At 66.3% G+C, this 18,964-nt stretch carries 20 protein-coding genes; 7 read left to right on the forward strand and 13 right to left on the reverse strand.

All coding sequences use genetic code 11. The features are described 5' to 3' along the window. Nucleotides 1-145: 145 nt before the first annotated feature. The 3 genes from ACVOJ1_RS03300 to grxD all read right to left on the reverse strand — a co-directional run bounded on the left by ACVOJ1_RS03300 (nt 146) and on the right by grxD (nt 4,708). A complete protein-coding gene (locus ACVOJ1_RS03300) occupies nt 146-3,382 on the reverse strand; it encodes a TonB-dependent receptor (RefSeq protein WP_111186041.1) in 3,237 nt (1,078 codons plus the stop codon). Nucleotides 3,383-3,614: 232 nt separating this feature from the next. Continuing rightward, a complete protein-coding gene (locus ACVOJ1_RS03305) occupies nt 3,615-4,391 on the reverse strand; it encodes an SDR family NAD(P)-dependent oxidoreductase (RefSeq protein ID WP_346480013.1) in 777 nt (258 codons plus the stop codon). Continuing rightward, nucleotides 4,388-4,708 (reverse strand): Grx4 family monothiol glutaredoxin, encoded by a 321-nt coding sequence (gene grxD, locus ACVOJ1_RS03310; protein WP_053516610.1) that lies wholly within the window; start codon nt 4,706-4,708, stop codon nt 4,388-4,390. Before grxD ends, ACVOJ1_RS03305 begins: the two co-directional genes overlap by 4 nt. A gap of 121 nt (nt 4,709-4,829) precedes the next feature. Between grxD and ACVOJ1_RS03315 the strand changes: the two genes are divergently transcribed. Next, nucleotides 4,830-5,408: a superoxide dismutase gene (locus ACVOJ1_RS03315; RefSeq protein ID WP_346480014.1), complete on the forward strand. Its 579-nt coding sequence runs from the start codon at nt 4,830-4,832 to the stop codon at nt 5,406-5,408. Between the two features lie 58 nt (nt 5,409-5,466). On the opposite strand, the gene ACVOJ1_RS03320 is transcribed toward ACVOJ1_RS03315, so the two are convergent. The 3 genes from ACVOJ1_RS03320 to purE form a co-directional block, all read right to left on the reverse strand. After that, complete coding sequence (locus tag ACVOJ1_RS03320) at nt 5,467-5,808, reverse strand: carboxymuconolactone decarboxylase family protein (protein ID WP_053516609.1); 342 nt, start codon at nt 5,806-5,808, stop codon at nt 5,467-5,469. Between the two features lie 97 nt (nt 5,809-5,905). Continuing rightward, nucleotides 5,906-7,051: a 5-(carboxyamino)imidazole ribonucleotide synthase gene (locus ACVOJ1_RS03325; RefSeq protein ID WP_053516608.1), complete on the reverse strand. Its 1,146-nt coding sequence runs from the start codon at nt 7,049-7,051 to the stop codon at nt 5,906-5,908. Beyond that, nucleotides 7,048-7,551 (reverse strand): 5-(carboxyamino)imidazole ribonucleotide mutase, encoded by a 504-nt coding sequence (gene purE, locus ACVOJ1_RS03330; protein ID WP_053516607.1) that lies wholly within the window; start codon nt 7,549-7,551, stop codon nt 7,048-7,050. Before purE ends, ACVOJ1_RS03325 begins: the two co-directional genes overlap by 4 nt. A 58-nt stretch (nt 7,552-7,609) precedes the next feature. Here purE and ACVOJ1_RS03335 point away from each other — a divergent pair, with 58 nt between their 5' ends. The 4 genes from ACVOJ1_RS03335 to ACVOJ1_RS03350 all read left to right on the forward strand — a co-directional run bounded on the left by ACVOJ1_RS03335 (nt 7,610) and on the right by ACVOJ1_RS03350 (nt 10,295). After that, on the forward strand, nt 7,610-7,879 hold the full coding sequence (locus tag ACVOJ1_RS03335; protein ID WP_005408847.1) for a Trm112 family protein: 270 nt from the start codon (nt 7,610-7,612) through the stop codon (nt 7,877-7,879). Then, the gene (gene nadC / locus ACVOJ1_RS03340) at nt 7,876-8,727 is read left to right on the forward strand and encodes a carboxylating nicotinate-nucleotide diphosphorylase (protein ID WP_111186038.1); all 852 of its coding nucleotides are present in this window, start codon (nt 7,876-7,878) and stop codon (nt 8,725-8,727) included. Before ACVOJ1_RS03335 ends, nadC begins: the two co-directional genes overlap by 4 nt. Before the next feature lie 168 nt (nt 8,728-8,895). Next, nucleotides 8,896-9,876 carry a DUF2272 domain-containing protein gene (locus tag ACVOJ1_RS03345; protein WP_065175856.1) on the forward strand — a complete coding sequence of 327 codons (981 nt, stop codon included), beginning with the start codon at nt 8,896-8,898 and terminating at the stop codon, nt 9,874-9,876. A gap of 68 nt (nt 9,877-9,944) precedes the next feature. Further along, nucleotides 9,945-10,295 carry a DUF3301 domain-containing protein gene (locus tag ACVOJ1_RS03350; RefSeq protein WP_053516603.1) on the forward strand — a complete coding sequence of 117 codons (351 nt, stop codon included), beginning with the start codon at nt 9,945-9,947 and terminating at the stop codon, nt 10,293-10,295. Between the two features lie 116 nt (nt 10,296-10,411). Here the strand turns inward: ACVOJ1_RS03350 and ACVOJ1_RS03355 are convergent, their stop codons facing one another. The 7 genes from ACVOJ1_RS03355 to ACVOJ1_RS03385 all read right to left on the reverse strand — a co-directional run bounded on the left by ACVOJ1_RS03355 (nt 10,412) and on the right by ACVOJ1_RS03385 (nt 16,463). Then, the gene (locus ACVOJ1_RS03355; RefSeq protein WP_053516602.1) at nt 10,412-10,864 is read right to left on the reverse strand and encodes a ClpXP protease specificity-enhancing factor; all 453 of its coding nucleotides are present in this window, start codon (nt 10,862-10,864) and stop codon (nt 10,412-10,414) included. 85 nt (nt 10,865-10,949) lie between these two features. Next, the gene (locus ACVOJ1_RS03360) at nt 10,950-11,585 is read right to left on the reverse strand and encodes a glutathione S-transferase N-terminal domain-containing protein (protein ID WP_053516601.1); all 636 of its coding nucleotides are present in this window, start codon (nt 11,583-11,585) and stop codon (nt 10,950-10,952) included. Nucleotides 11,586-11,719: 134 nt separating this feature from the next. Further along, nucleotides 11,720-12,469 carry a cytochrome c1 gene (locus tag ACVOJ1_RS03365; RefSeq protein WP_346480015.1) on the reverse strand — a complete coding sequence of 250 codons (750 nt, stop codon included), beginning with the start codon at nt 12,467-12,469 and terminating at the stop codon, nt 11,720-11,722. Further along, nucleotides 12,462-13,721 (reverse strand): cytochrome b, encoded by a 1,260-nt coding sequence (locus ACVOJ1_RS03370; protein ID WP_053516598.1) that lies wholly within the window; start codon nt 13,719-13,721, stop codon nt 12,462-12,464. The genes ACVOJ1_RS03365 and ACVOJ1_RS03370 overlap by 8 nt, the downstream gene beginning before the upstream one ends. Beyond that, on the reverse strand, nt 13,721-14,341 hold the full coding sequence (gene petA, locus ACVOJ1_RS03375; protein WP_053516597.1) for a ubiquinol-cytochrome c reductase iron-sulfur subunit: 621 nt from the start codon (nt 14,339-14,341) through the stop codon (nt 13,721-13,723). The genes ACVOJ1_RS03370 and petA overlap by 1 nt, the downstream gene beginning before the upstream one ends. A gap of 189 nt (nt 14,342-14,530) precedes the next feature. Then, nucleotides 14,531-15,448 carry a lytic transglycosylase domain-containing protein gene (locus ACVOJ1_RS03380; protein WP_253119571.1) on the reverse strand — a complete coding sequence of 306 codons (918 nt, stop codon included), beginning with the start codon at nt 15,446-15,448 and terminating at the stop codon, nt 14,531-14,533. Between the two features lie 106 nt (nt 15,449-15,554). Then, on the reverse strand, nt 15,555-16,463 hold the full coding sequence (locus tag ACVOJ1_RS03385; protein ID WP_346480016.1) for a helix-turn-helix transcriptional regulator: 909 nt from the start codon (nt 16,461-16,463) through the stop codon (nt 15,555-15,557). An 81-nt stretch (nt 16,464-16,544) separates the two neighbouring features. Between ACVOJ1_RS03385 and ACVOJ1_RS03390 the strand changes: the two genes are divergently transcribed. Together ACVOJ1_RS03390 and miaB are read left to right on the forward strand one after the other, a co-directional pair. Further along, nucleotides 16,545-17,165 carry a glutathione S-transferase family protein gene (locus ACVOJ1_RS03390; protein ID WP_053516594.1) on the forward strand — a complete coding sequence of 207 codons (621 nt, stop codon included), beginning with the start codon at nt 16,545-16,547 and terminating at the stop codon, nt 17,163-17,165. A gap of 133 nt (nt 17,166-17,298) precedes the next feature. Beyond that, on the forward strand, nt 17,299-18,720 hold the full coding sequence (miaB, locus tag ACVOJ1_RS03395; RefSeq protein ID WP_053516592.1) for a tRNA (N6-isopentenyl adenosine(37)-C2)-methylthiotransferase MiaB: 1,422 nt from the start codon (nt 17,299-17,301) through the stop codon (nt 18,718-18,720). The last annotated feature ends 244 nt before the right edge of the window (nt 18,721-18,964 follow it).

The following is an 18,964-nucleotide window of genomic DNA, read 5'->3' on the forward strand; positions in this document are numbered from 1 at the left end:
TTCCGGGACCGCATCTGCGGCATCGGCGCCGCGCACGAAACCGGATGCTACGCCGATGTCGTGACCACTGCAAGAACTTTCACCCGAACGGGAAACGGCCGGGTTGCCCCGGCCGCTTCCGTCTACTGCGTGATGTTCCGACGGATCAGAACTTGTACTTCAGGGTCAGCTGCATCGACCAGCGCGACACGCCAGTGTTGCCCTTGTCGTTGTTGTTTTCCTGGATGGTCGGAGTATCGGTGGAACCGGTGAAGTTGTAGATGTACTTGCCGGTGGCCGGATCGATACCTGCATAGCTGGCGACGCGGGCGGTCGAATTGAAGCCGTAATCATTGATGCGGCCCCACTTCTTGTTGAGCAGGTTGCCGACGTTCATCACGTCGAGTGCCAACTCACCCTTGTGCTCCTTCACGAAGCCCGGGAACTCCTGCGAAATGCGCAGATCGAAGGTATTCACGAAGCCGGTGCGGAAAGCATTGGCCGGGGCAATCTGGCCCTGGTACTTCTCCAGCTGCGGGTTCGCCGCCAGCCAGGCGAAGAAGGCCTTCTCCATCTCCGCGCCGCCGGTGAACTTGACGTCACCTGCGCCGTTCGGCACGTAGAACAGGTCGTTGAAGTAGCCGGCACCAGTGGTGGCAGCGGCATCGCCGTTCAGATCGTTGTAGTAGATGTAGCTGAAGGGACGACCCGAGCGGCCTTCATAGAACAGGCCGACGCTGGTGTTGTAGTCGCCGAAGAACGCCTTCTTCCAGTTGATCGAAGCGGTCACGCGGTCCTTGATCGCATAGCGCGAATCATATGCCACGTTCTCGTTGGCAGTGCCGATCAGGGTGCTGCCCCAGTTTGAGGTGTTCTGCGAGCTGGTCAGCGGGCTGACTTCCTTAGCCGCGGTGTAGGTGTAGGCCAGCGACCAACCCCAGTTCTCGGTCAGCGGCTTGTTCAGGCCGACGGTGAACTGACGGCTGCTTCCCTTATCGGTATTGCGGAGCAGCATGACGTCGCCCATGTTGCCCGGGCGGTTCGCCTTGCCCTGGGCGCCGTTGGTGCCGTTACGGATCGAGCAGTTCGCGCCAGCGCACGGAGCGTACCCGGCATCGTTCCAGTACAGCTCACGCCCATCCTGACCGATGCGGGTAGCACCATTGCCGTTGGCGGCATACAGATCCAAACGCTCGAAGTACAGCGCGTCGTTGACCTTGGTGTACAGGAACTCGGCCGATGCCACGATGCCGTACCACGGCAGTTCGTGGTCGAAGGCGATGTTGGACTTCCAGACCGACGGCATCTTCAGACCCGGCTCGATCACGTCCACATTGTCGCGACCGGTCACGGTGGCGTTCGGGATGTACGGCGGATCGACGTTCGGGGTGAAGATCGCACCCGGATTATTCAGGGTGTACTCGGTGTAGTTCAGACCGGTGTTCTGATAAGCACCCGCCAGCCACACATTGGGGGCAGCACCGCCGAACAGGCCCACGCCGCCGCGCAGCTGGGTCGGACGCTCGCTGTCGAAGGTGTAGTTGAAGCCGAAGCGCGGCTGCACCAGCTTGTCATCCGGCAGCACGGTGTTGTCGTAGCCGTAGGTCGACATGACGCGCGGGTTGTACAGCTTCTGGCTGCTGAAGTCCGGCATGTCGACGCGCACGCCGAGCTGCAGGGTCAGGTTGCTGTTGACCGCCCAGCTGTCCTGCACGAACACACCAGTGTTCTTCAGGGTGAACTTGGCCGGGATATCGCTGTAGCTGCCACCTGCCTGCGGAGCACGCACGATGTACTGGCTCGGAGTGCCGGCGGCGAAGGCGTCCAGGTTGTTGAAGACGTACACGCCATTGAGGTTACGACCGTAGTAGTTCATCAGGTCGTTGTCGGAATAGTCGAAACCGAACTTCACGGTGTGATCGCCGACGTACCAGGTGGCCGCACCGAAGGCACTCAGCTCCTTCGATTCAACGATGTTGACGTGCGAATTCTGCTCGGTACCGAAGTACAGCGAGTCGTTGCCGCTGGCACCGAAACCACGGACCTGGATCTGCGGCAGGCTCGAAGCGGTGGCACGGATCGCCGAGTAGTCCTTGTGCGAGACCTTGAACTCGGTCGAGAAGTTCTCGGACCAGTCGCTGAACAGTTCGCCCATCCAGGATTCATAGGTCTTCGGCTGCTGGTACCAGAAGCTGCTCAGCGAGATGGCGCTCGAACTGATCTGCGGGAAGCGGACCACGTTCTGTTCCATCTTGTTGTAGCGGACAGCAGCACGATGGTTCTCGCTGATGTTCCAGTCGATCTTCAGCGCGTACTCTTCGATCTCGGTCTTGTTGGCCGGCGGGTTCAGCGAACCAGCGTCGAAGCCGTAGCCGCTCGCGATCTGCTGCGCACGGGTGATGTCGGCATCGGTGATGGTGCCCTTGCCGTACGGCGAATCAGACAGCGCCACGCCCGGAGCCGAGCGCTCCATTTTTTCGTAGTTGGCGAAGAAGAACAGCTTGTCCTTGACGATCGGGCCGCCCAGGGTCATGCCGTAGGTCTTCTCATCGTCGAAGCCGTTGAAGCGGACGCCGTCCAGTTCCTTGCGGACCATATCCTTGTCGCGGTACGCGTAGTACACGGTGCCGCCGAGATTGTTGGTACCCGACTTGGTCACGGCGTTGATCACCGCGCCCGTACCACCGGCAATGGTGGTGTCGTAGTTCGCAACGTCGATGTTGATTTCCTGGATGGCGTCCATCGACACCGGCTGACGCTCGGTCGGCAGGTTGTTGGATTCCAGACCGAACGGATCGGCGGCACTGATGCCGTCGATGCGGATCGCGTTGTAACGCGTGTTCTGGCCACCCACCGAAATCGCACCGTCAGCCTTGCTGACCTGCGAGATGCGCGGATCCAGGCGAATGTAGTCCTGGATGTTGCGGTTGGCCGACGGCAGCGCATCGATGGTTTCGCGCGCCACGTTGGTACCGGTGCCCATCTTGTAGGCACTGAACAGGTCGGAACCACCCGCCACCGCCACAACCTGCACGGCGTCCAGGTTCGTGGCGGCCACATCGCCGGTCAGGTTGGCGTTGATGGTGTTGACCTGGTTCAGGTTCAGGTAGACACCCTCTTCGGTCTTTGTGCCTTCACCCGGCTTGGTGATGGTGATGGTGTACGGACCACCCACGCGCAGACCGCGCGCGGCATAGCGACCCGACGCATCGGTCGTGGCGCGCGAAACGGTGCCCGACTCGGTGTGGGTGATGGTGACTTCAGCACCGGCGACAGGCTGGCCTGCGGCGGACACGACCTGGCCGCCGACACCTGCAGAGGTGCTCTGGGCGAAGGCGGGAGCGGCAGCAAGTGCGGCCACGAGACCAAGGGTGAGCTTGGACATCCGGAGTGGGTGGGTCATCTAGGGTAGCCTCGATACGAGTTGGCGATGGCGGAAAAAAGACGCATCCAAGCGGCCTTGCGGGTGGCCGACTGGACAGTGATCTGGGGTTCCCGACCGTGTTGGCTGAAGGCAGCCATAACGGTTAACACTAGATTAACACGCTACGCCATCAATGTGACGGTTGTGCGACAAACGGCACCGGATCGCAACGCAATCATGACGGGATCTTCATCCCGCCTTACGTCGCCCTTCACTCTGCCGGGCGTGCGCTGCCTGCATCCAGGATCTCCCCCCGCCAGGCCGAGCCGGCACTGGACAGCAGGGTCACGGCCGCGGCCGCGGCGGCCTCGGGCCCCTGCGCAGCCGGGTCCTGGTCGATCGAGTAGGCGCGGGCGCGCAGGGCCGTGCGCAGGGGCCCCGGGTACAGGCCGCTGACCCGGACCGGACTGCGGCCCAGCTCATCATGAAGGCTGGCGATCAGGCCGCGCAGGCCATGCTGGGCGGCGCCATAGCCTCCCCAGTAGGCCTGCCCCACCCGTTCCGGGGCATCGACCGTGAACACCAGCGCCGCATCCTCGCGCTGGCGCAGCAGCGGCAGGCAGGCCTGCGCCAGCCAGGCGGGTGCGGTCAGGGTGACGTGGACGGCGCGGGCGAAACTTGCCGGGTCGGCCAGTTCGAACGGGGTCAAGCCCGGAAAGTGGGCGGCGCAGACAAGTAGCCCGTCCAGTCGCCCCAGCTCCGTCTGCAGCGCCTGGGCGAGATCGGCGTAGTCATCGGGACCGGCCCCTTCCAGATCCAGCGGATACAGCAGGGGCTCGGGACCGGCTGCCTGCACCTGGGCGTAGACCCGGTCCAGCCGGCGCGGCTTGCGCCCCAGCAGGACCACGGTCGCGCCTGCGCTGGCGGCGGCCACTGCGGCGGCACTTCCGAGGCCACCACCGGCACCGGCCACAAGCACCACGCGGTCCTGCAACGGGCGGCCATCGAGCGCCCCGTTGGTCGGTGACGTCGATGGCGGCGCACTCATCCCAGGGTCGCCTCTTCGACGATGCGCTTGAGCTCGCCGGATTCGAACAGCTCCATGATGATGTCGCAGCCGCCGATCAACTCCCCGTTGATGAACAGCTGCGGAAACGTTGGCAGGTTGGAGAAACGCGGCAGGTTCGCGCGGATTTCCGGCTCCTCCAGCACATTGACGGTGCGCAGGGAGACGGCGCCGGCAGCCATCAGCGCCTGTACGGCGCGGCTGGAGAAGCCGCACGTCGGGTATTGCGGGGTGCCCTTCATGAACAGCACGAGCGGGTAACGATCGACCTCGGCCTGGATTTGCTGCATTACCGCCACAACCACACTCCTTGCTTCGCCGGACAAACCGACCGCGATGGTCGGCTAGACTGCCCAAGGTAGCCGCCATTGTAAGCGGATGGAACCGGCTGCCGCCGCCCCTCTGTCCACGAACCTGTCCATGCCCGTCGAACTGCCTGCCCTGCCCTACCTGTCCGGCTCCCTGCAGCCCCATCTTTCCGCGCAGACCGTGGAACTGCATCACGGCGCGCACCATCGTGCCTACGTCGATGCGGTCAATGCCGGCATCCACGGCACCGAATGGGAAGAGGCCTCGCTGGAGGAGATCGTCCGTCATGCCCAGGGCGCCCTGTTCGACGCCGCGGCCCAGGCCTGGAACCACGGCTTCTATTGGCAGTGCCTGCGCCCGCGCGGCGGCGGTGAGCCACAGGGACGGCTGGGCGAGCTGGTCAAGCGCCAGTTCGGCGACGTGCAGCGCCTGCGCGAGGAGTTCAACCGCACCGCGCTGGGCCTGTTCGGCTCCGGCTGGGTGTGGCTGGTGCAGCATCCGGGCGGCCAGCTTGGCATCCAGGCCACCCGCAACGCCGGCACCCCGCTGACCGGCGACAGCGCGCCGCTGCTGTGCTGCGACGTGTGGGAACACGCGTACTACACCGACTACCAGAACGACCGTACGCGCTACCTGGAGGCGTTCTGGCAGCTGGCCAACTGGGAATTCGCCGAGAGCCGGCTGCGCTGAGAGCATCCGCCGGGCGTAGCCCGGCAGCACCGGGCCATGCCTGGCGACGCGGTGGGCATCAGGCGCTCTCGTGCGCCGCCACCGCATCCATGACCCGGGCCGAGTACACCAGTGCCGCGCCCGCGTTGAGCGAAACCGCCACCCCGAGCGCCTCGGCGATCTCCTCGCGGCTGGCGCCCTGCTTGAGCGCGGCATCGACGTGCACCGTGATGCAGCCGTCGCAACGGGTGGTCACGGCGACCGCCAGCGCGATCAGTTCGCGGGTTTTTGCATCGAGATGGTGGGTCTGGGCACCGGCATTGGCCAGAGTGGCGTAACCCTTGATGGTATCCGGCGAGAGCTTGCCGATCTCGCCGATACGGCCCTTCAGTTCCTTGCGGTATTCGTTCCAGTCGAGCATGACGATGACTCCGGGGAAAGGAGCCTTACGCTATCACCCTGGTTGATGCGCCGATGCGTGCATCGGCGCGTCACAGCGTTGCGCTTCCGCGTCGCGGTCAACCGCGCAGTGCCCGCACCGCCGGTGCGACCTGCAGCTGGCGCCCCAGTGCCTCGCCCACCTGTTCCAGCGCCGTGGCCAGTGCGCCGGCCTGGTCGTCGCGCAGCGTGGCGTGGCCCACCTTGCGGCCTTCGCGGGGCCGCTTTCCATAATCGTGCCAGTGGCCGCTGGCCTGGGCCAGCACCGGCGCCGGGTCCGGCATCTCGCCCAGCCAGTTGAGCATGCAGGCGTGGCCGAGCATGCGGGTACTGCCCAGCGGCAGGCCCAGCACGGCGCGAAGATGATTCTCGAACTGCGAGGTCTCGCTGCCTTCGATGGTCCAATGGCCGGAGTTGTGCACGCGCGGCGCCATCTCGTTGGCCAGCAGTTCGCCGTCGCGGCAGAACAGCTCCAGGGCGAACACGCCCACGTACTGCAGATGCTCGGCAAGGCGACGGGCATAGCCGATGGCGGCATCCTGTTCGGCGGCCGACAGCACGGCAGGCGCCACACTGGCCGAAAGCACGCCATCCACATGCCAGTTGCCGGTCACCGGCCAGGCCTGGAAACCGCCGTCACGGCCGCGCACGGCCACCACGCTGACCTCGCGCTGGAAAGCCACGAAGCCCTCCAGGATCAGGCCGGTGTGCTCGACCTGGGCGCCCAGGGCCTGCCAGGCAGCGTCGATGTCGGCTTCGCTGCGCAACCGGAACTGGCCCTTGCCGTCATAGCCGAGGCGACGGGTCTTGAGGATGCACGGCAGGCCGAACGCGGCCGCCTTCGCTGCGAGCTCCTCGCGGCTGCGGATATCGGCGAACGGCGGCAGCGGAATGCCCAGCTGCTGGAACAGCGTTTTCTCGCTCAGGCGGTCCTGCGCTACAGCCAGCGCTGCGGGCGGCGGATACACCGGCACCCGCTCGGCCAGCCACTGCGCACTGTCCGCGGGCACATTCTCGAAGTCGAACGTCACTACATCGACTTTGGCGGCGAAGTCCGCCAGCGCCTGGCGGTCATCGAAGGCACCGACGGTGAGCGGTGCCAGCGGCCCGCTGCAGGCGTCCGCCGCCGGATCGTACAGTTCGAAGCGCAGTCCCAGCGGCGCACCGGCCAGGACCATCATGCGGGCCAGCTGGCCGCCGCCGAGGATGCCGACAGTCAGGTTCATTGGCGCGGGTCGTCGTGGGCCATCACATCTTCGGTCTGGCGCGTGCGGAAGGCATCCAGCGCCTGGCCGATGGCCGGCTGGTCGCTGGCCAGCATCGCGGCGGCGAACAGCGCGGCGTTGGAGGCACCCGCATTTCCGATGGCGAAGGTAGCCACCGGAATGCCGGCCGGCATCTGCACGATCGACAGCAGCGAGTCCATGCCATTGAGCGCCTTGGACTGCACCGGCACGCCCAGCACTGGAACCGCGGTCTTGGCCGCGATCATGCCCGGCAGATGCGCGGCACCGCCGGCGCCAGCGATGATCGCGCGCAGGCCACGTCCGCCCGCCTGTTCGGCATAGCTGAACAACACATCCGGCGTCCGATGGGCGGACACCACCTTCACTTCAAACGGAACACCCAGGGCCTCAAGCTTCTGGGCGGCGTGCTGCATGGTTTCCCAGTCGGAGCGGGAACCCATGACGATGCCGACGAGCGGCGCGTTCGGATTGGGGGTCATTGGCCGTCACCTGCCTTAAAGACGTATTCTAGCCGTCTTCCACGCAAGACGAAGAACCATGGATCGCAAGCTGCTCGACCTGCTGGTGTCGCCGGACACCCGCCAGCCCTTGTCCCTGCTGGATGGCAAGGGCCTGGAAGCCCTCAACAAGGCGATTTCCGCCGGCGCGGTGAACAAGGCCGACGGCAACCCGCTGGCGCAGCCGCTGCGCGAGGCCCTGGTCACCCGTGACCGCAAGCAGGTGTTCCGGGTCGACGACGGCATCCCGGTGCTGCTGGCCGAGGAGGCCATTCCAACCGCGCAGATCGCTGACTTCCCGGCCGCATGAGCATGCTGCCGACGCCGGATGCGGCCGTCGTCGCCGCCGATGTCGCCCGCGCGCTGGCGGAGGATCTGGGCAGCGGCGACGTCACCGCCGCCCTGCTGCCCGACCAGGCTGACAGCGCCTACCTGCTGTGCAAACAGGATGCGGTGATTGCCGGCCGGCCGTGGTTCGATGCCACCCACCGCGCGCTCGACCCGGACGTGCGCATCGAATGGCGCATCGCCGAAGGCGAGTCCGTCACTGCCGGTACGGTACTTGCGCTGCTGCACGGCCGCAGCCGCAGCCTGGTCAGCGCCGAGCGCACGTCGCTGAACTTCCTGCAGACCCTGTCCGGCACCGCTACCACCACGGCGCGCTACGTGGCCGCCGTGGCCGGCACCGGCACGCGCATTCTCGACACCCGCAAGACCCTGCCCGGCCTGCGCCTTGCACAGAAATACGCAGTGCGCTGCGGAGGCGGGGAAAACCATCGTTTCGGCCTGTACGACACGGTGATGCTGAAAGAAAACCATATCCGTGCCGCCGGTTCGCTGGCCGCTGCGGTGGCGGCCGCGCGTCGGCAATGGCCACGGTTGCCGCTGGTGGTCGAGGTCGAAGACCTGACCCAGCTCCGTCAGGCGCTGGAGTCCGGCTGCGAGCGCATCCTGCTCGATGATTTCAGCCCCGACCTGCGCCGTGAAGCCGTACGCATCACCGCCGGCCGCATTCCGCTGGAGGTGTCCGGCAGCGTCGGCCTTGGCGGCCTGCGCTCGATCGCGGAGGACGGCGTGGACTGCATCTCCATCGGCGGCCTGACCAAGCATGTACAGGCCATCGATCTGTCACTGAAGCTGGGCCCACCGCCGGGTTGAGGCCCGGTAACGCCTGACGCAACCGCGTTGCCCGCCGGGCATGGCCCGGCGCTACCGGACGCGTCATGCACTGGGGAGCGCCGGGCCATGCCCGGCCGACATTGACGGATCCACCCGGCGTTCACGACGGCGCTGCGACGCTGCGCGCATCCCCCACTGGAGCCGCGCATGCGCCGGATGCTGTTGCCTGCCTGTCTGCTGCTCGCGTCAATGCCCTTGTCCGCCGCAGCGGCCGAGGCCTGTGATGTCCCGCCGCGCTTCGGCCTGAGCCCCTTGGCCATTGCCATCCGCAACGCGGCATGCAACGAGCATCGGCTGTGGTTCCGCCCCTTCATCGACCGCGATGGCCGCGCCGCCAGCCTCAGCGTCACGGAAGCCGAGAACGAGCATCTGGCCGACAACGGCCTGATTGCCTGGCAGCGCGTCTCCCACTACTGGCGTGACAGCGGGACGCTCAACGCCATGGGCAGCATCGCCGGTGCCAGCAGTTGTGCCGCACCACTGGGCTCGCGCTATACCGACAGCGACTGCCGTGCCTTCCTGATCGACAATCCCTGGTCGGCTGCCTTCATTTCCTGGGTGATGGTGCGCGCCGGGGTCCCCGGCTTCAACACCTCGCCGCGCCACATCGACTACATCCGTGCTGCCTACCAGGGTGGCCCTTCCGGCGTGCCTTACCGGCTGGCCGATCCAGCCACGGCTAAGCCGGCCCCCGGTGATCTTCTGTGCTTCCTGCGCGACCGCAGCACCACGCTCAGCTACAGCGGACTGGTACAGGCGCTTGGCAATGGCTCGGTCGGCCATTGGAAGTCGCACTGCGAAGTGGTGGTCGCGGCCAATCTCGGCGGTGACCAGACCTTGTACCTGGTAGGCGGCAACGTCATGAACACCGTGGCGATGCGGCTGCTGCCGCTGGATCGGACCGGACTGATCCAGTTGCCTGCGGCCCGCGAACGCGACAGCACCGGCATCGAGCCCAGCTGCACGCCCGGGCGCGAGGACGAATGCAGTTTCAACCGCCAGGATTGGGCCGCACTGCTGCAGCTGACTGCGACCGCGCCGTTGATCGCACCGGCACCGGCAACGCCACCGATGACCACAGCGCCCGCAGTGCAGCCGGCTTCCGGTGATCCGCAGCGGATGAACTGAATCTTCTGCTTGATCCAGCAGGCATTCGCCGCCATCTTTGCCGCATCGACACCTGACGCCCTGGAACCATGCCCACCCTGCTGCTGTTGCTGATTGCCGGCGCCATCGTCTACTTCTTCTGGAACGCTGCCCGCTCCGCCGCCGAGCGCGCGGTCGAGCTGGGACGCAACGCCTGCCGCGCCGCCAATGTGCAGTGGCTGGACCAGGCGGTGCATGCCACCGGCCTGCGCCTGTCGCGCGGCGAGGATGGCCGGCTCGGTTTCGAGCGCACCTTCAAATTCGAGTATTCCTACGATGGCATCGATCGCCATGTGGGCCGGATGGTGCTGCGCGGCGATCAGCTGGTGTCGTTCACCGGCCCGGGCGCGGCGCGGATCAGCCAGATCCGGCCGGATGTGGACGATGCCGAGGATGTCTGATCCCGGACATCCACGCGTGGCGTGGATCTTCCTGATCCGGGATCGGTAGCGCCGGGCCATGCCCGGCGACCAGGTCTGTAGAACGGCAAGGCGCAAAGTTGCGCTGGACGCTCCTGTTACTTGACCACGCGCAGGTTCGGCCGGCCCTTCGGCGGCGGTCCTGCCGGCGGCGTATCCTCCGGCGGCGTGTCGTCGTCATGCAGCACTTCGTCGCCGGTCGACGCCGGTTCGCTGCCCGGAATGTCATCCGGCAGTGCCATGCCCTGCCCGGTCTCGCGGGCGTAGACGGCCAGCACGGCACTGATCGGCACCTGCACCGGGTAGCTGGTACCGGAAAAGCGCGCCGAGAAGCTCACCATCTCGTTGTCGATCATCAGGCGCACTACCGCGCGTTCGGCGATGTTGAGCACCACTCTGCCATCCTTGACCGCCGAAGGCGGCACCTGCACGCCGGGGACGCCGGCGTCGACCAGGATGTGCGGGGTCAGCTGGTTGTCATTGATCCATTCCACCAGTGCCCGCAGCAGGTACGGGCGGTGGCTGGTCATGTGGAAGAAGTCTTCGGTCATGCGTGAAGTGTACGCGCCCGACGCCCCGACCGGGGCGGATCGCCTGCACGCCCGTCGGCGTGCAGACGGGAAAGCAGCGGCCGGCTCAGACGGGCAGGTCGCGCAGCTTCTTTTCCTGCTCGGTCAGGCTGCGCACGAACCCCGGGTGGCGGAAGATGCGGTTGCCGTAATCCTCGATGGCCTTGCCGTCCTTCGGCAACGGCACATCCAGTGACTGCAGGCGCCAGATGATCGGCGCCATCGCGCAGTCGGCCAGGCTCATTTCCGGGTTCAGGAAGAACTTGCTGGCCTTGAACAGCGGCAGCGACGCGGTCAGCAACTCCTTCAAGCGCTTGCGCCCGGCCTCGGCCTGGGTCTTGTTGCCCAGCTGGATGGCCTGCACCTGCGGCACCCAGTCGTGCTCGATGCGCAGCATCGCCAGGCGGATGCGTGCACGTGACAGCGGATCGACCGGCATCAGCGGCGGATGCGGATAGCGCTCGTCAAGGTATTCGCTCACCACCGAAGCGGCGTACAGCACCAGTTCGCGCTCGACCAGGGTCGGCACCGAATGGTACGGATTGAGGTCGATCAGGTCTTCGGGCGGATTCTGCGGATCGACCGCAACGAAATCGAACGTCACACCCTTGGCCGCAAGGACCAGGCGCACACGGTGGCACAGTACATCGTCGTTCGAGGAAAACAGCGTCAGTGTATTGCGCATGCGTACGCTCGCCGCCATCAAAGGCTCTCCTACGACAGGAGACCGCCTGCCGCATCGGCGCCGCCAGCACCGTGCCGGCGGTCGACTTCTCCCCGAGTGTGCAACCGACCATCACAAAAGCCAATAGGCCCAGCCAACGGCCGGCGGCAGAATCAGTGAACGTCCTTCCAGTATTCCTTCTTCAGCAGGTACACCAGGAAGGTCAACAGGGCCAGGAACAGGATCACCCACACGCCCAGCTGCTGCCGCTTGAGCGCGGCCGGTTCGCCGGCGTATTCGAGGAAGTTGGTGATGTCCCGCACGGCCTGGTCGTACTGGCCGGCATCAACCGAGCCGGGGCTGTCGATGCGCAGCCCGGTCACCGGCGGGTCCATGCCTGGCCCTTCGGCCTTGCCGTGCACGGCATGCTGCAGGCCCTGCATTTCCCAGAGCGGGTTGGGCATGGAGGCGTTGGCGAACAACGCGTTGTTCCAGCCCAGCGGGCGGCTGCTGTCGAGATAGAACGACTTGAGGTAGGTGTAGACCCAGTCGCCGCCCCGCACACGCGAGATCAGGCTCAGGTCCGGCGGCATCTTGCCGAACCACTTCTCGGCCTGCTCCTTGGGCATCGCCACCGGCACCGGATCGCCGATTGCCGCACCGGTGAAGTTGAGGTTGTTCATCACCTCTTCCTCGGTCAGCCCCAGGTCCTGCGCCATCCGCGAGTAGCGCAGGTACTTCAGCGCGTGGCAGCTGGAGCAGTAGTTCATGTACAGCTGCGCGCCGCGCTGCAGCGATGCGCGGTCACCGAGGTCGTTGCCGGCCTGCAGCAGCTTGGTGCCGCCTTCGGCAGCGGTGGCCAGGAAACTGCCCAGCATCAGGGCGGCCGCGAGGGCCAGCCGGACCATCCAGCGCTCAGTCATGCGTGGTCACCCTCTCCGGTACCGGCTTGGTCTTGTCCAGCCTTGTCCATAGCGGCATGGTGATGAAGAACGCGAAGTACAGGAAGGTCAGCACCCGCCCGATGTAGGTCTCGTGCACGTCGGTACCCGGACCGGAGCCGATCACGCCCAGCCACACGAAGCACACGGCCAGCATGCCCAGCATCACCTTCGAGATCCAGCCGCGGTAGCGCACCGACTTCACCCGCGCCTTGTCCAGCCAGGGCACCAGGAACAGGATGGCGATCGCCGAGAACATCACCAGCACGCCACCGAGCTTGTTCGGCACCACGCGCAGCATCGCGTAGTACGGGGTGTAGTACCACACCGGTTTGATGTGTTCCGGGGTCACCAGCCGGTTGGCCTCGGTGAAGTTGTCGTGCTCCAGGAACAGGCCACCAAAGCCGGGGGCGAAGAAGATGATGAAGGCGGCGATGATCAGCAGGAAGCCGGCGCCGACGCCATCCTTGAGCGTGTAGTAAGGATGGAAGGGAATGCCATCGGCCGGTGCATTGGGCGACCAGCGGTTGCCCTTGGGCCCCTTCTTGATCTCCACGCCATCCGGGTTGTTGGACCCCACTTCATGCAGCGCGCCCAGGTGCAGCACCACCAGCAGCAGCAGCACCAGAGGCAGTGCGATCACGTGCAGCGCGAAGAAGCGGTTGAGCGTGGCATCGCTGGGCAGGTAATCGCCCATGATCCACTCGGTCAGGCCATTGCCGATCACCGGAATCGCGCCGAACAGCGAGATGATCACCTTGGCGCCCCAGAACGACATCTGGCCCCACGGGAGCACGTAGCCCATGAAGGCCTCGGCCATCAGCACCAGGTAGATCAGCATGCCCAGGATCCACACCAGCTCGCGCGGTTTCTGATAACTGCCATACAGCAGCCCGCGGAACATGTGCAGGTAGACCACGATGAAGAACAGCGATGCACCGGTGGAGTGCATGTAACGGATCAGCCAGCCCCACTCGACATCACGCATGATGTATTCGATGGAGCCGAAGGCCTCCGCCGCGCTGGTCTTGTAGTGCATCGTCAGGAAGATGCCGGTGACGATCTGGTTGACCAGCACCAGCAGCGCCAGTGAACCGAAGTAGTACCAGATGTTGAAGTTCTTCGGCGCGTAGTACTCGCTGACGTGCTTGCGGTAGATCGGCATCAGCCCCGGCGCGCGGGCGTTGACCCAGTCGGCGACGCCTGTCGCGGTACGGCTCAGGATATTGGCCATCAGGCTGCCCCCTCCGGATCGACACCGATGATGAGCGTGTTGTCGTCCTGGTAGTGGTGCGGTGGCACCAGCAGGTTGATCGGCGCCGGCACGTCCTTGAAGACGCGGCCGGACATGTCGAAGCGCGACTTGTGGCAGGGGCAGAAGTAGCCGCCCTTCCACTGCGGGTCATACGGTTCGGGGCGGATCTCGGCCACCATCTCCGGCGAGCAGCCCAGATGCGTGCACAGGCCGACCAGTACCGACACATCGGGCTTGATCGAGCGCAGCTCGGGATTCTGCTTGAGCACGTAGGCGGGCTGCTGGTCCTTCTCGCCGGACTCCGGGTCCTTGAGGCGGTCGTCGAGCCCATGCAGCGCGTCGAGGATCGCCTTGGACCGTTTGACGATCCAGATGGGCTGGCCGCGCCATTCCACGATCAGGCGCTGGCCTTCCTGCAGGGCACTGATATCGGCCACCACCGGTGCTCCCGCGAGCTTCGCGCGGGCACTGGGGTTCCACGATTTGATGAAAGGAACTGCGGTGAATCCGACGCCGACGGCGCCAACCACGGCTGTGGTGGCAGTAAGAAAACGCCGACGTCCGGTATTGACTGGATCGTGTACCCCATCGTTGGCCATCCGGCACTCCGATATTGATTAGGTAGCTTTAAGGCTGCCAGCGGTCTGGTGGGGGCCAGAGCCGCATTGAATCATGGGCGAGTGTAGCGGAACCGTTACGCGCCACACAACGCATTGCAACAACTCTTTGTACCGTGTGCCGACCGGCAGCCGGCGATGGGCCGTCAGTCGGCACCGGCACCGGCCGGACTACTGGTGACTCAAGGCAGTGCGGTAACGCTCGGCCAGCTGGCCCACCCGACGCACGTAGTACTGGGTTTCACTGTAAGGCGGCACGCCACCGTGGCGGTCGACCGCACCTTCCCCGGCGTTGTAACCGGCGGCGGCCAGGGTGAGGTTGCCGTTGAATCGCTTCAGCAGCCACGACAGGTACTGCACCCCGCCACGGATGTTCTGGCCCGCATCGTAGGAATCACTGACCCCGAAGCGCGCGGCAGTCGGCGGCATCAGCTGCATCAGGCCCTGCGCACCGGCGCGGCTGAGTGCGGTCGGATTGTAGGCCGACTCGGCATGGATGATCGCCCGGACCACCGCCTCCTCCACGCCGAACTCGCGCGCGGCCGAAGCGATCTCGGTCTGGAAGGCCGTCGTGTTCAGACGCACGGTGCCGAAGTCCACGCGCGGGTTGGCCCCACAGGCGTAGCAGCGCTCCATGAAGCTGTAGCGGATGGTGCGCACCGGCCCCAGGTGGGCAACCTGGCTGGGCCGCGCACTGGTGTAGTGGCGCACCCCATCCTTCATATAGGAATAGACCTGGCCACTGACCATGCGCGCGGTGCGGGGCGTGCCGGCAGCAACCGCCGGAGTCGAAGCAGGCGCCGGTGCAGCCGGCACGGGCACGGCGGCACTGGCGGCCACCGCCACCGGATTGCGCTCGATGCTGGCCACGGTGGCCGGCACAGGCCTGGCAACAGTCGCTGCCGGGCGGGCCGGGCGGGCGGCCTCCCGGCTGTAGCTGATGGTGCTGCATTGGGCACCGGCCACACGCTTGCTCACATAGCTGGTGACCCCGTCTGCCCCCTGGCACTTGTACAGGGTGCCGGCGCTGGCCGGCGCAGCGGTCAGCGCAGCGATGATGATCGCCGTTGTCCCCAGTCTCCCCTTCATGGCCGCGAGTGTCCCAGCTTCGCCCCGCGTTGCCAAGCTGTGCGGCTCAGCCTGTGACGTCAGGCACAGCCAGCAGCTGCGCCAGCCCGCCCAGGCGCTGCGCCAGTTACTGGCGCCGCGCCGGCGGCGTGGTCCACAGCTCCAGCGGCACCCGGTCGAGGCTGAGAATCTGCGCCAGCATCATGCCGCGGCTTTCCGCGCCCATGCGCAGCAGGCAGTGATCGGCACCATCGGCTTCGAGCACGCCACACCAGGGGGGAATGCGACCTTCCAGCTCGGTGTGGCTGCCGGCCAGGCGCAGCACCGCCTGCAGCGCGAACGGCGCCTGGCTGACCGCCTGCCGCACCATCACATCGGGCGGTGCGGGCGTGCGCCGATGCAGGCCGGGCTCGGCCAGTGCGCGCACCGCGCCCATCCGGTCCACCCGCAACGTGCGCCAGTCCTGGCGGCCCAGATCCCAGGCCAGCAGGTACCAGCGACGTCCGTAGTTGACCAGATGCTGGGCCTCGACCTCGCGCTGGGTCACCGCGTCCTGCGCGCTGCGGTACTCGAAGGCCAGCCGGGTTGCCTGGCGGCAATGCTGGGCCAGGCGCCCCAGCAGACGTGCGTCGGTGGAAGGCAGATCCGACAGCGTCGCGGTGGCGGCGTGCACCTCGCCGGCCTGCTGGCGGCGGCGGGTCGGCACCAGTGGATCGAGCTTGGACAGCAGACCGCGCGCGGTCTCGTCGATGCCGGCCACCGTGGCCGAGGCCGCACGCAGGGCGATGGCCAGGGTCGTCGCCTCCTCTTCGTCCAGCAGCATCGGCAGTACCGGTGCGCCCGCCCCCAGCTGATAGCCGCCCCCTACCCCGGCCGATGCCCTGACCGGATAGCCCAGCTCACGAAGGCGCTCGATGTCGCGGCGGATGCTGCGCCGGTCCACCCCCATGCGCTCGGCCAGCTCAGCCCCCGACCACTGTCGGCGGGCCTGCAGCAGGGCGATCAGGCGGAGCAGGCGATGGGCGGTATGGCGCATGAGGGATCGAGGACAGAAGTCGTCCGCAATAGTGCCCCAGCATGGGCCCCAGTTCACCCCTCTGCTGCAAGGAGCACTGCCATGACGTCCCGCCAGATCACCCTCTATCACGCTGCCCGTTCACGCTCGAGCGGCGCCGTGGCCCTGCTTGAAGCCCTGGGTGCCGACTACCGCCTGCATGTGCTGGACCTGAAAGCCGGCGCCAACCTGGCCCCGGCCTACCTGGCCATCAACCCGATGGGCAAAGTGCCGGCGATCATCCATGAGGGCGCGCTGGTGACCGAGCAGGTGGCGATCTACCTGTACCTGGCCGATCTCTACCCCGAAGCCGGCCTGGCGCCGCCGATCGGCTCGCCGCTGCGCGGCCCCTACCTGCGCTGGATGGCCTTCTACGGCGCCTGCTTCGAGCCGGCGATGATCGACCGCGCGATGCGCCGCGACCCGCCTCCGCAGTCGATGTCGCCCTACAACGACGCGGAAACCGTACTGCAGGTGATCGAGGCGCAGCTGGCGCAGGGACCTTACCTGCTGGGTGAGGAGATGAGCGCCGCCGACGTGCTGTGGGGCAATGCCCTGAAATGGACCACCGACTTCGGGCTGGTGCAGCCCGCCCCCGCCACGGCGGACTACATCGCCCGGATGGGCGCATTGACGGCCTTCGACCGCTCGCGGCAGATCGACGCGGAGCTGATCGCGGCGTAAGGGCGCCCTCGGGGCACGGCCCGGCGCTACCGGGCGCGGCAGGGGCCGTGCCCCATGAGCGTGCACCGCGGCGGGAGGCGCAGGATGCGGGTAGAATTGCCCGCTTTCCCGCCACCCGAATGGATTAAGCGCCATGACCGGGACGCCAGACGTCTTTCCGCCCGCCACGCCGGGCGGCACCCCGCTCGTTGCCCTGCCCTCCGCTCCGCGCACGCCGGAGCAGATCAAGGGCAAGCTGTACATCAAGACCCACGGTTGCCAGATGAACGAGTACGACTCGGCCAAGATGGCCGACGTGCTCGCCGCCAGCGACGGCCTGGTGCTGACCGACACCCCGGAGGATGCCGACGTCATCCTGGTCAACACCTGTTCCATCCGCGAGAAGGCGCAGGAGAAGGTGTTCAGCCAGCTCGGCGTCTGGAGGGGGCTGAAGAACCAGGGCCGCGAGGTCATCATCGGCGTCGGTGGCTGTGTCGCTTCGCAGGAGGGCGAGGCCATCATCAAGCGCGCGCCGTTCGTGGACCTGGTGTTCGGCCCGCAGACCCTGCACCGGTTGCCGGAGCTGATCCGAGCGCGTCGCGAGCAGAAGCGACCGCAGGTGGACATCAGCTTCCCGGAAATCGAGAAGTTCGACCGCCTGCCGGAGCCGCGCGCTGAAGGCGCGTCGGCGTTCGTGTCGATCATGGAAGGCTGCTCGAAGTACTGCTCGTTCTGCGTGGTGCCCTACACCCGCGGCACCGAAGTCAGCCGTCCATTCGAGGACGTGGTGGTGGAAGTGGCACAGCTGGCCGCGCAGGGCGTACGCGAGATCAACCTGCTCGGCCAGAACGTCAACGCCTACCGTGGCCCGTATGGCGATGGCGAGTTCGCCGATCTGGGCCTGTTGATCCGCACCATCGCCGAGATCGATGGCGTCGGCCGCATCCGCTTCACCACCTCGCACCCGCTGGAGTTCAGCGACTCGCTGGTGGACGCGTTCCGCGATGTGCCGCAGCTGGCCAACTTCCTGCATCTGCCGGTGCAGGCCGGCAGCGACCGCGTCCTGTCGGCGATGAAGCGCGGCTACACCGCGCTAGAGTTCAAGTCGAAGATCCGCAAGCTGCGCGCGGTGCGCCCGGACATCTCGATCAGTTCGGACTTCATCGTCGGCTTCCCCGGCGAGACCGAGGCGGACTTCGAGAAGACCATGAAGCTGATCGAGGACATCGGCTTCGACCACAGTTTCTCCTTCATCTATTCGCGTCGTCCGGGCACTCCGGCCGCCGACCTGGAAGACACGCTCAGCGATGCCGAGAAGCACGCGCGGCTGTCGCGCCTGCAGGAGCGCATCAACGCGCACGCCGCCGGCATTTCCGCAAAAATGGTCGGCACCGTGCAGACGGTACTGGTGGAAGGCCCATCGCGGAAGAACCCGAACGAGCTGACCGGCAAGACCGAGAACATGCGCTCGGTGAACTTCCCGGCGCCGGCACGCCTGATCGGTCAGTTCGTGGATGTGGTGATCACCGAGGCATTGACCAATTCGCTGCGCGGGCGGGTGGTGACGGAAGGCTGATCGCCGGAGTGGGGGAAGCCATGTACGGCTTGCGCCCCACGCAGCAGGCGTGGTGATTTTCTCACCACGCCACGCAGACCCTCTGTGCAGAAGGCTCTGCGTCACCTATCCACAGGTTGATTGCGCGTCGTTCCACAGTGATTGTGGAAAAGCGGTGGGTCTCAGGGGCGAGCCCGCCGGGCCTCGTTGCTGGCCGCAACCTTCGCTTAGCGGGTCTGCTCTGAGCCTCAGAAGGACGCACCGC

The organism is Stenotrophomonas sp. STEN225, assembly GCF_056756445.1.

What these genes read in the sequence shown, in the direction of transcription:
- ACVOJ1_RS03300 (WP_111186041.1), bottom strand. Translation starts at nt 3,382, where the DNA reads ATGACCCACCCACTCCGGATGTCCAAGCTCACCCTTGGTCTCGTGGCC.
- ACVOJ1_RS03305 (WP_346480013.1), bottom strand. Translation starts at nt 4,391, where the DNA reads ATGAGTGCGCCGCCATCGACGTCACCGACCAACGGGGCGCTCGATGGC.
- ACVOJ1_RS03315 (WP_346480014.1), top strand. Translation starts at nt 4,830, where the DNA reads ATGCCCGTCGAACTGCCTGCCCTGCCCTACCTGTCCGGCTCCCTGCAG.
- ACVOJ1_RS03320 (WP_053516609.1), bottom strand. Translation starts at nt 5,808, where the DNA reads ATGCTCGACTGGAACGAATACCGCAAGGAACTGAAGGGCCGTATCGGC.
- ACVOJ1_RS03325 (WP_053516608.1), bottom strand. Translation starts at nt 7,051, where the DNA reads ATGAACCTGACTGTCGGCATCCTCGGCGGCGGCCAGCTGGCCCGCATG.
- purE (WP_053516607.1), bottom strand. Translation starts at nt 7,551, where the DNA reads ATGACCCCCAATCCGAACGCGCCGCTCGTCGGCATCGTCATGGGTTCC.
- ACVOJ1_RS03335 (WP_005408847.1), top strand. Translation starts at nt 7,610, where the DNA reads ATGGATCGCAAGCTGCTCGACCTGCTGGTGTCGCCGGACACCCGCCAG.
- nadC (WP_111186038.1), top strand. Translation starts at nt 7,876, where the DNA reads ATGAGCATGCTGCCGACGCCGGATGCGGCCGTCGTCGCCGCCGATGTC.
- ACVOJ1_RS03345 (WP_065175856.1), top strand. Translation starts at nt 8,896, where the DNA reads ATGCGCCGGATGCTGTTGCCTGCCTGTCTGCTGCTCGCGTCAATGCCC.
- ACVOJ1_RS03350 (WP_053516603.1), top strand. Translation starts at nt 9,945, where the DNA reads ATGCCCACCCTGCTGCTGTTGCTGATTGCCGGCGCCATCGTCTACTTC.
- ACVOJ1_RS03355 (WP_053516602.1), bottom strand. Translation starts at nt 10,864, where the DNA reads ATGACCGAAGACTTCTTCCACATGACCAGCCACCGCCCGTACCTGCTG.
- ACVOJ1_RS03360 (WP_053516601.1), bottom strand. Translation starts at nt 11,585, where the DNA reads ATGGCGGCGAGCGTACGCATGCGCAATACACTGACGCTGTTTTCCTCG.
- ACVOJ1_RS03365 (WP_346480015.1), bottom strand. Translation starts at nt 12,469, where the DNA reads ATGACTGAGCGCTGGATGGTCCGGCTGGCCCTCGCGGCCGCCCTGATG.
- ACVOJ1_RS03370 (WP_053516598.1), bottom strand. Translation starts at nt 13,721, where the DNA reads ATGGCCAATATCCTGAGCCGTACCGCGACAGGCGTCGCCGACTGGGTC.
- petA (WP_053516597.1), bottom strand. Translation starts at nt 14,341, where the DNA reads ATGGCCAACGATGGGGTACACGATCCAGTCAATACCGGACGTCGGCGT.
- ACVOJ1_RS03380 (WP_253119571.1), bottom strand. Translation starts at nt 15,448, where the DNA reads ATGAAGGGGAGACTGGGGACAACGGCGATCATCATCGCTGCGCTGACC.
- ACVOJ1_RS03385 (WP_346480016.1), bottom strand. Translation starts at nt 16,463, where the DNA reads ATGCGCCATACCGCCCATCGCCTGCTCCGCCTGATCGCCCTGCTGCAG.
- ACVOJ1_RS03390 (WP_053516594.1), top strand. Translation starts at nt 16,545, where the DNA reads ATGACGTCCCGCCAGATCACCCTCTATCACGCTGCCCGTTCACGCTCG.
- miaB (WP_053516592.1), top strand. Translation starts at nt 17,299, where the DNA reads ATGACCGGGACGCCAGACGTCTTTCCGCCCGCCACGCCGGGCGGCACC.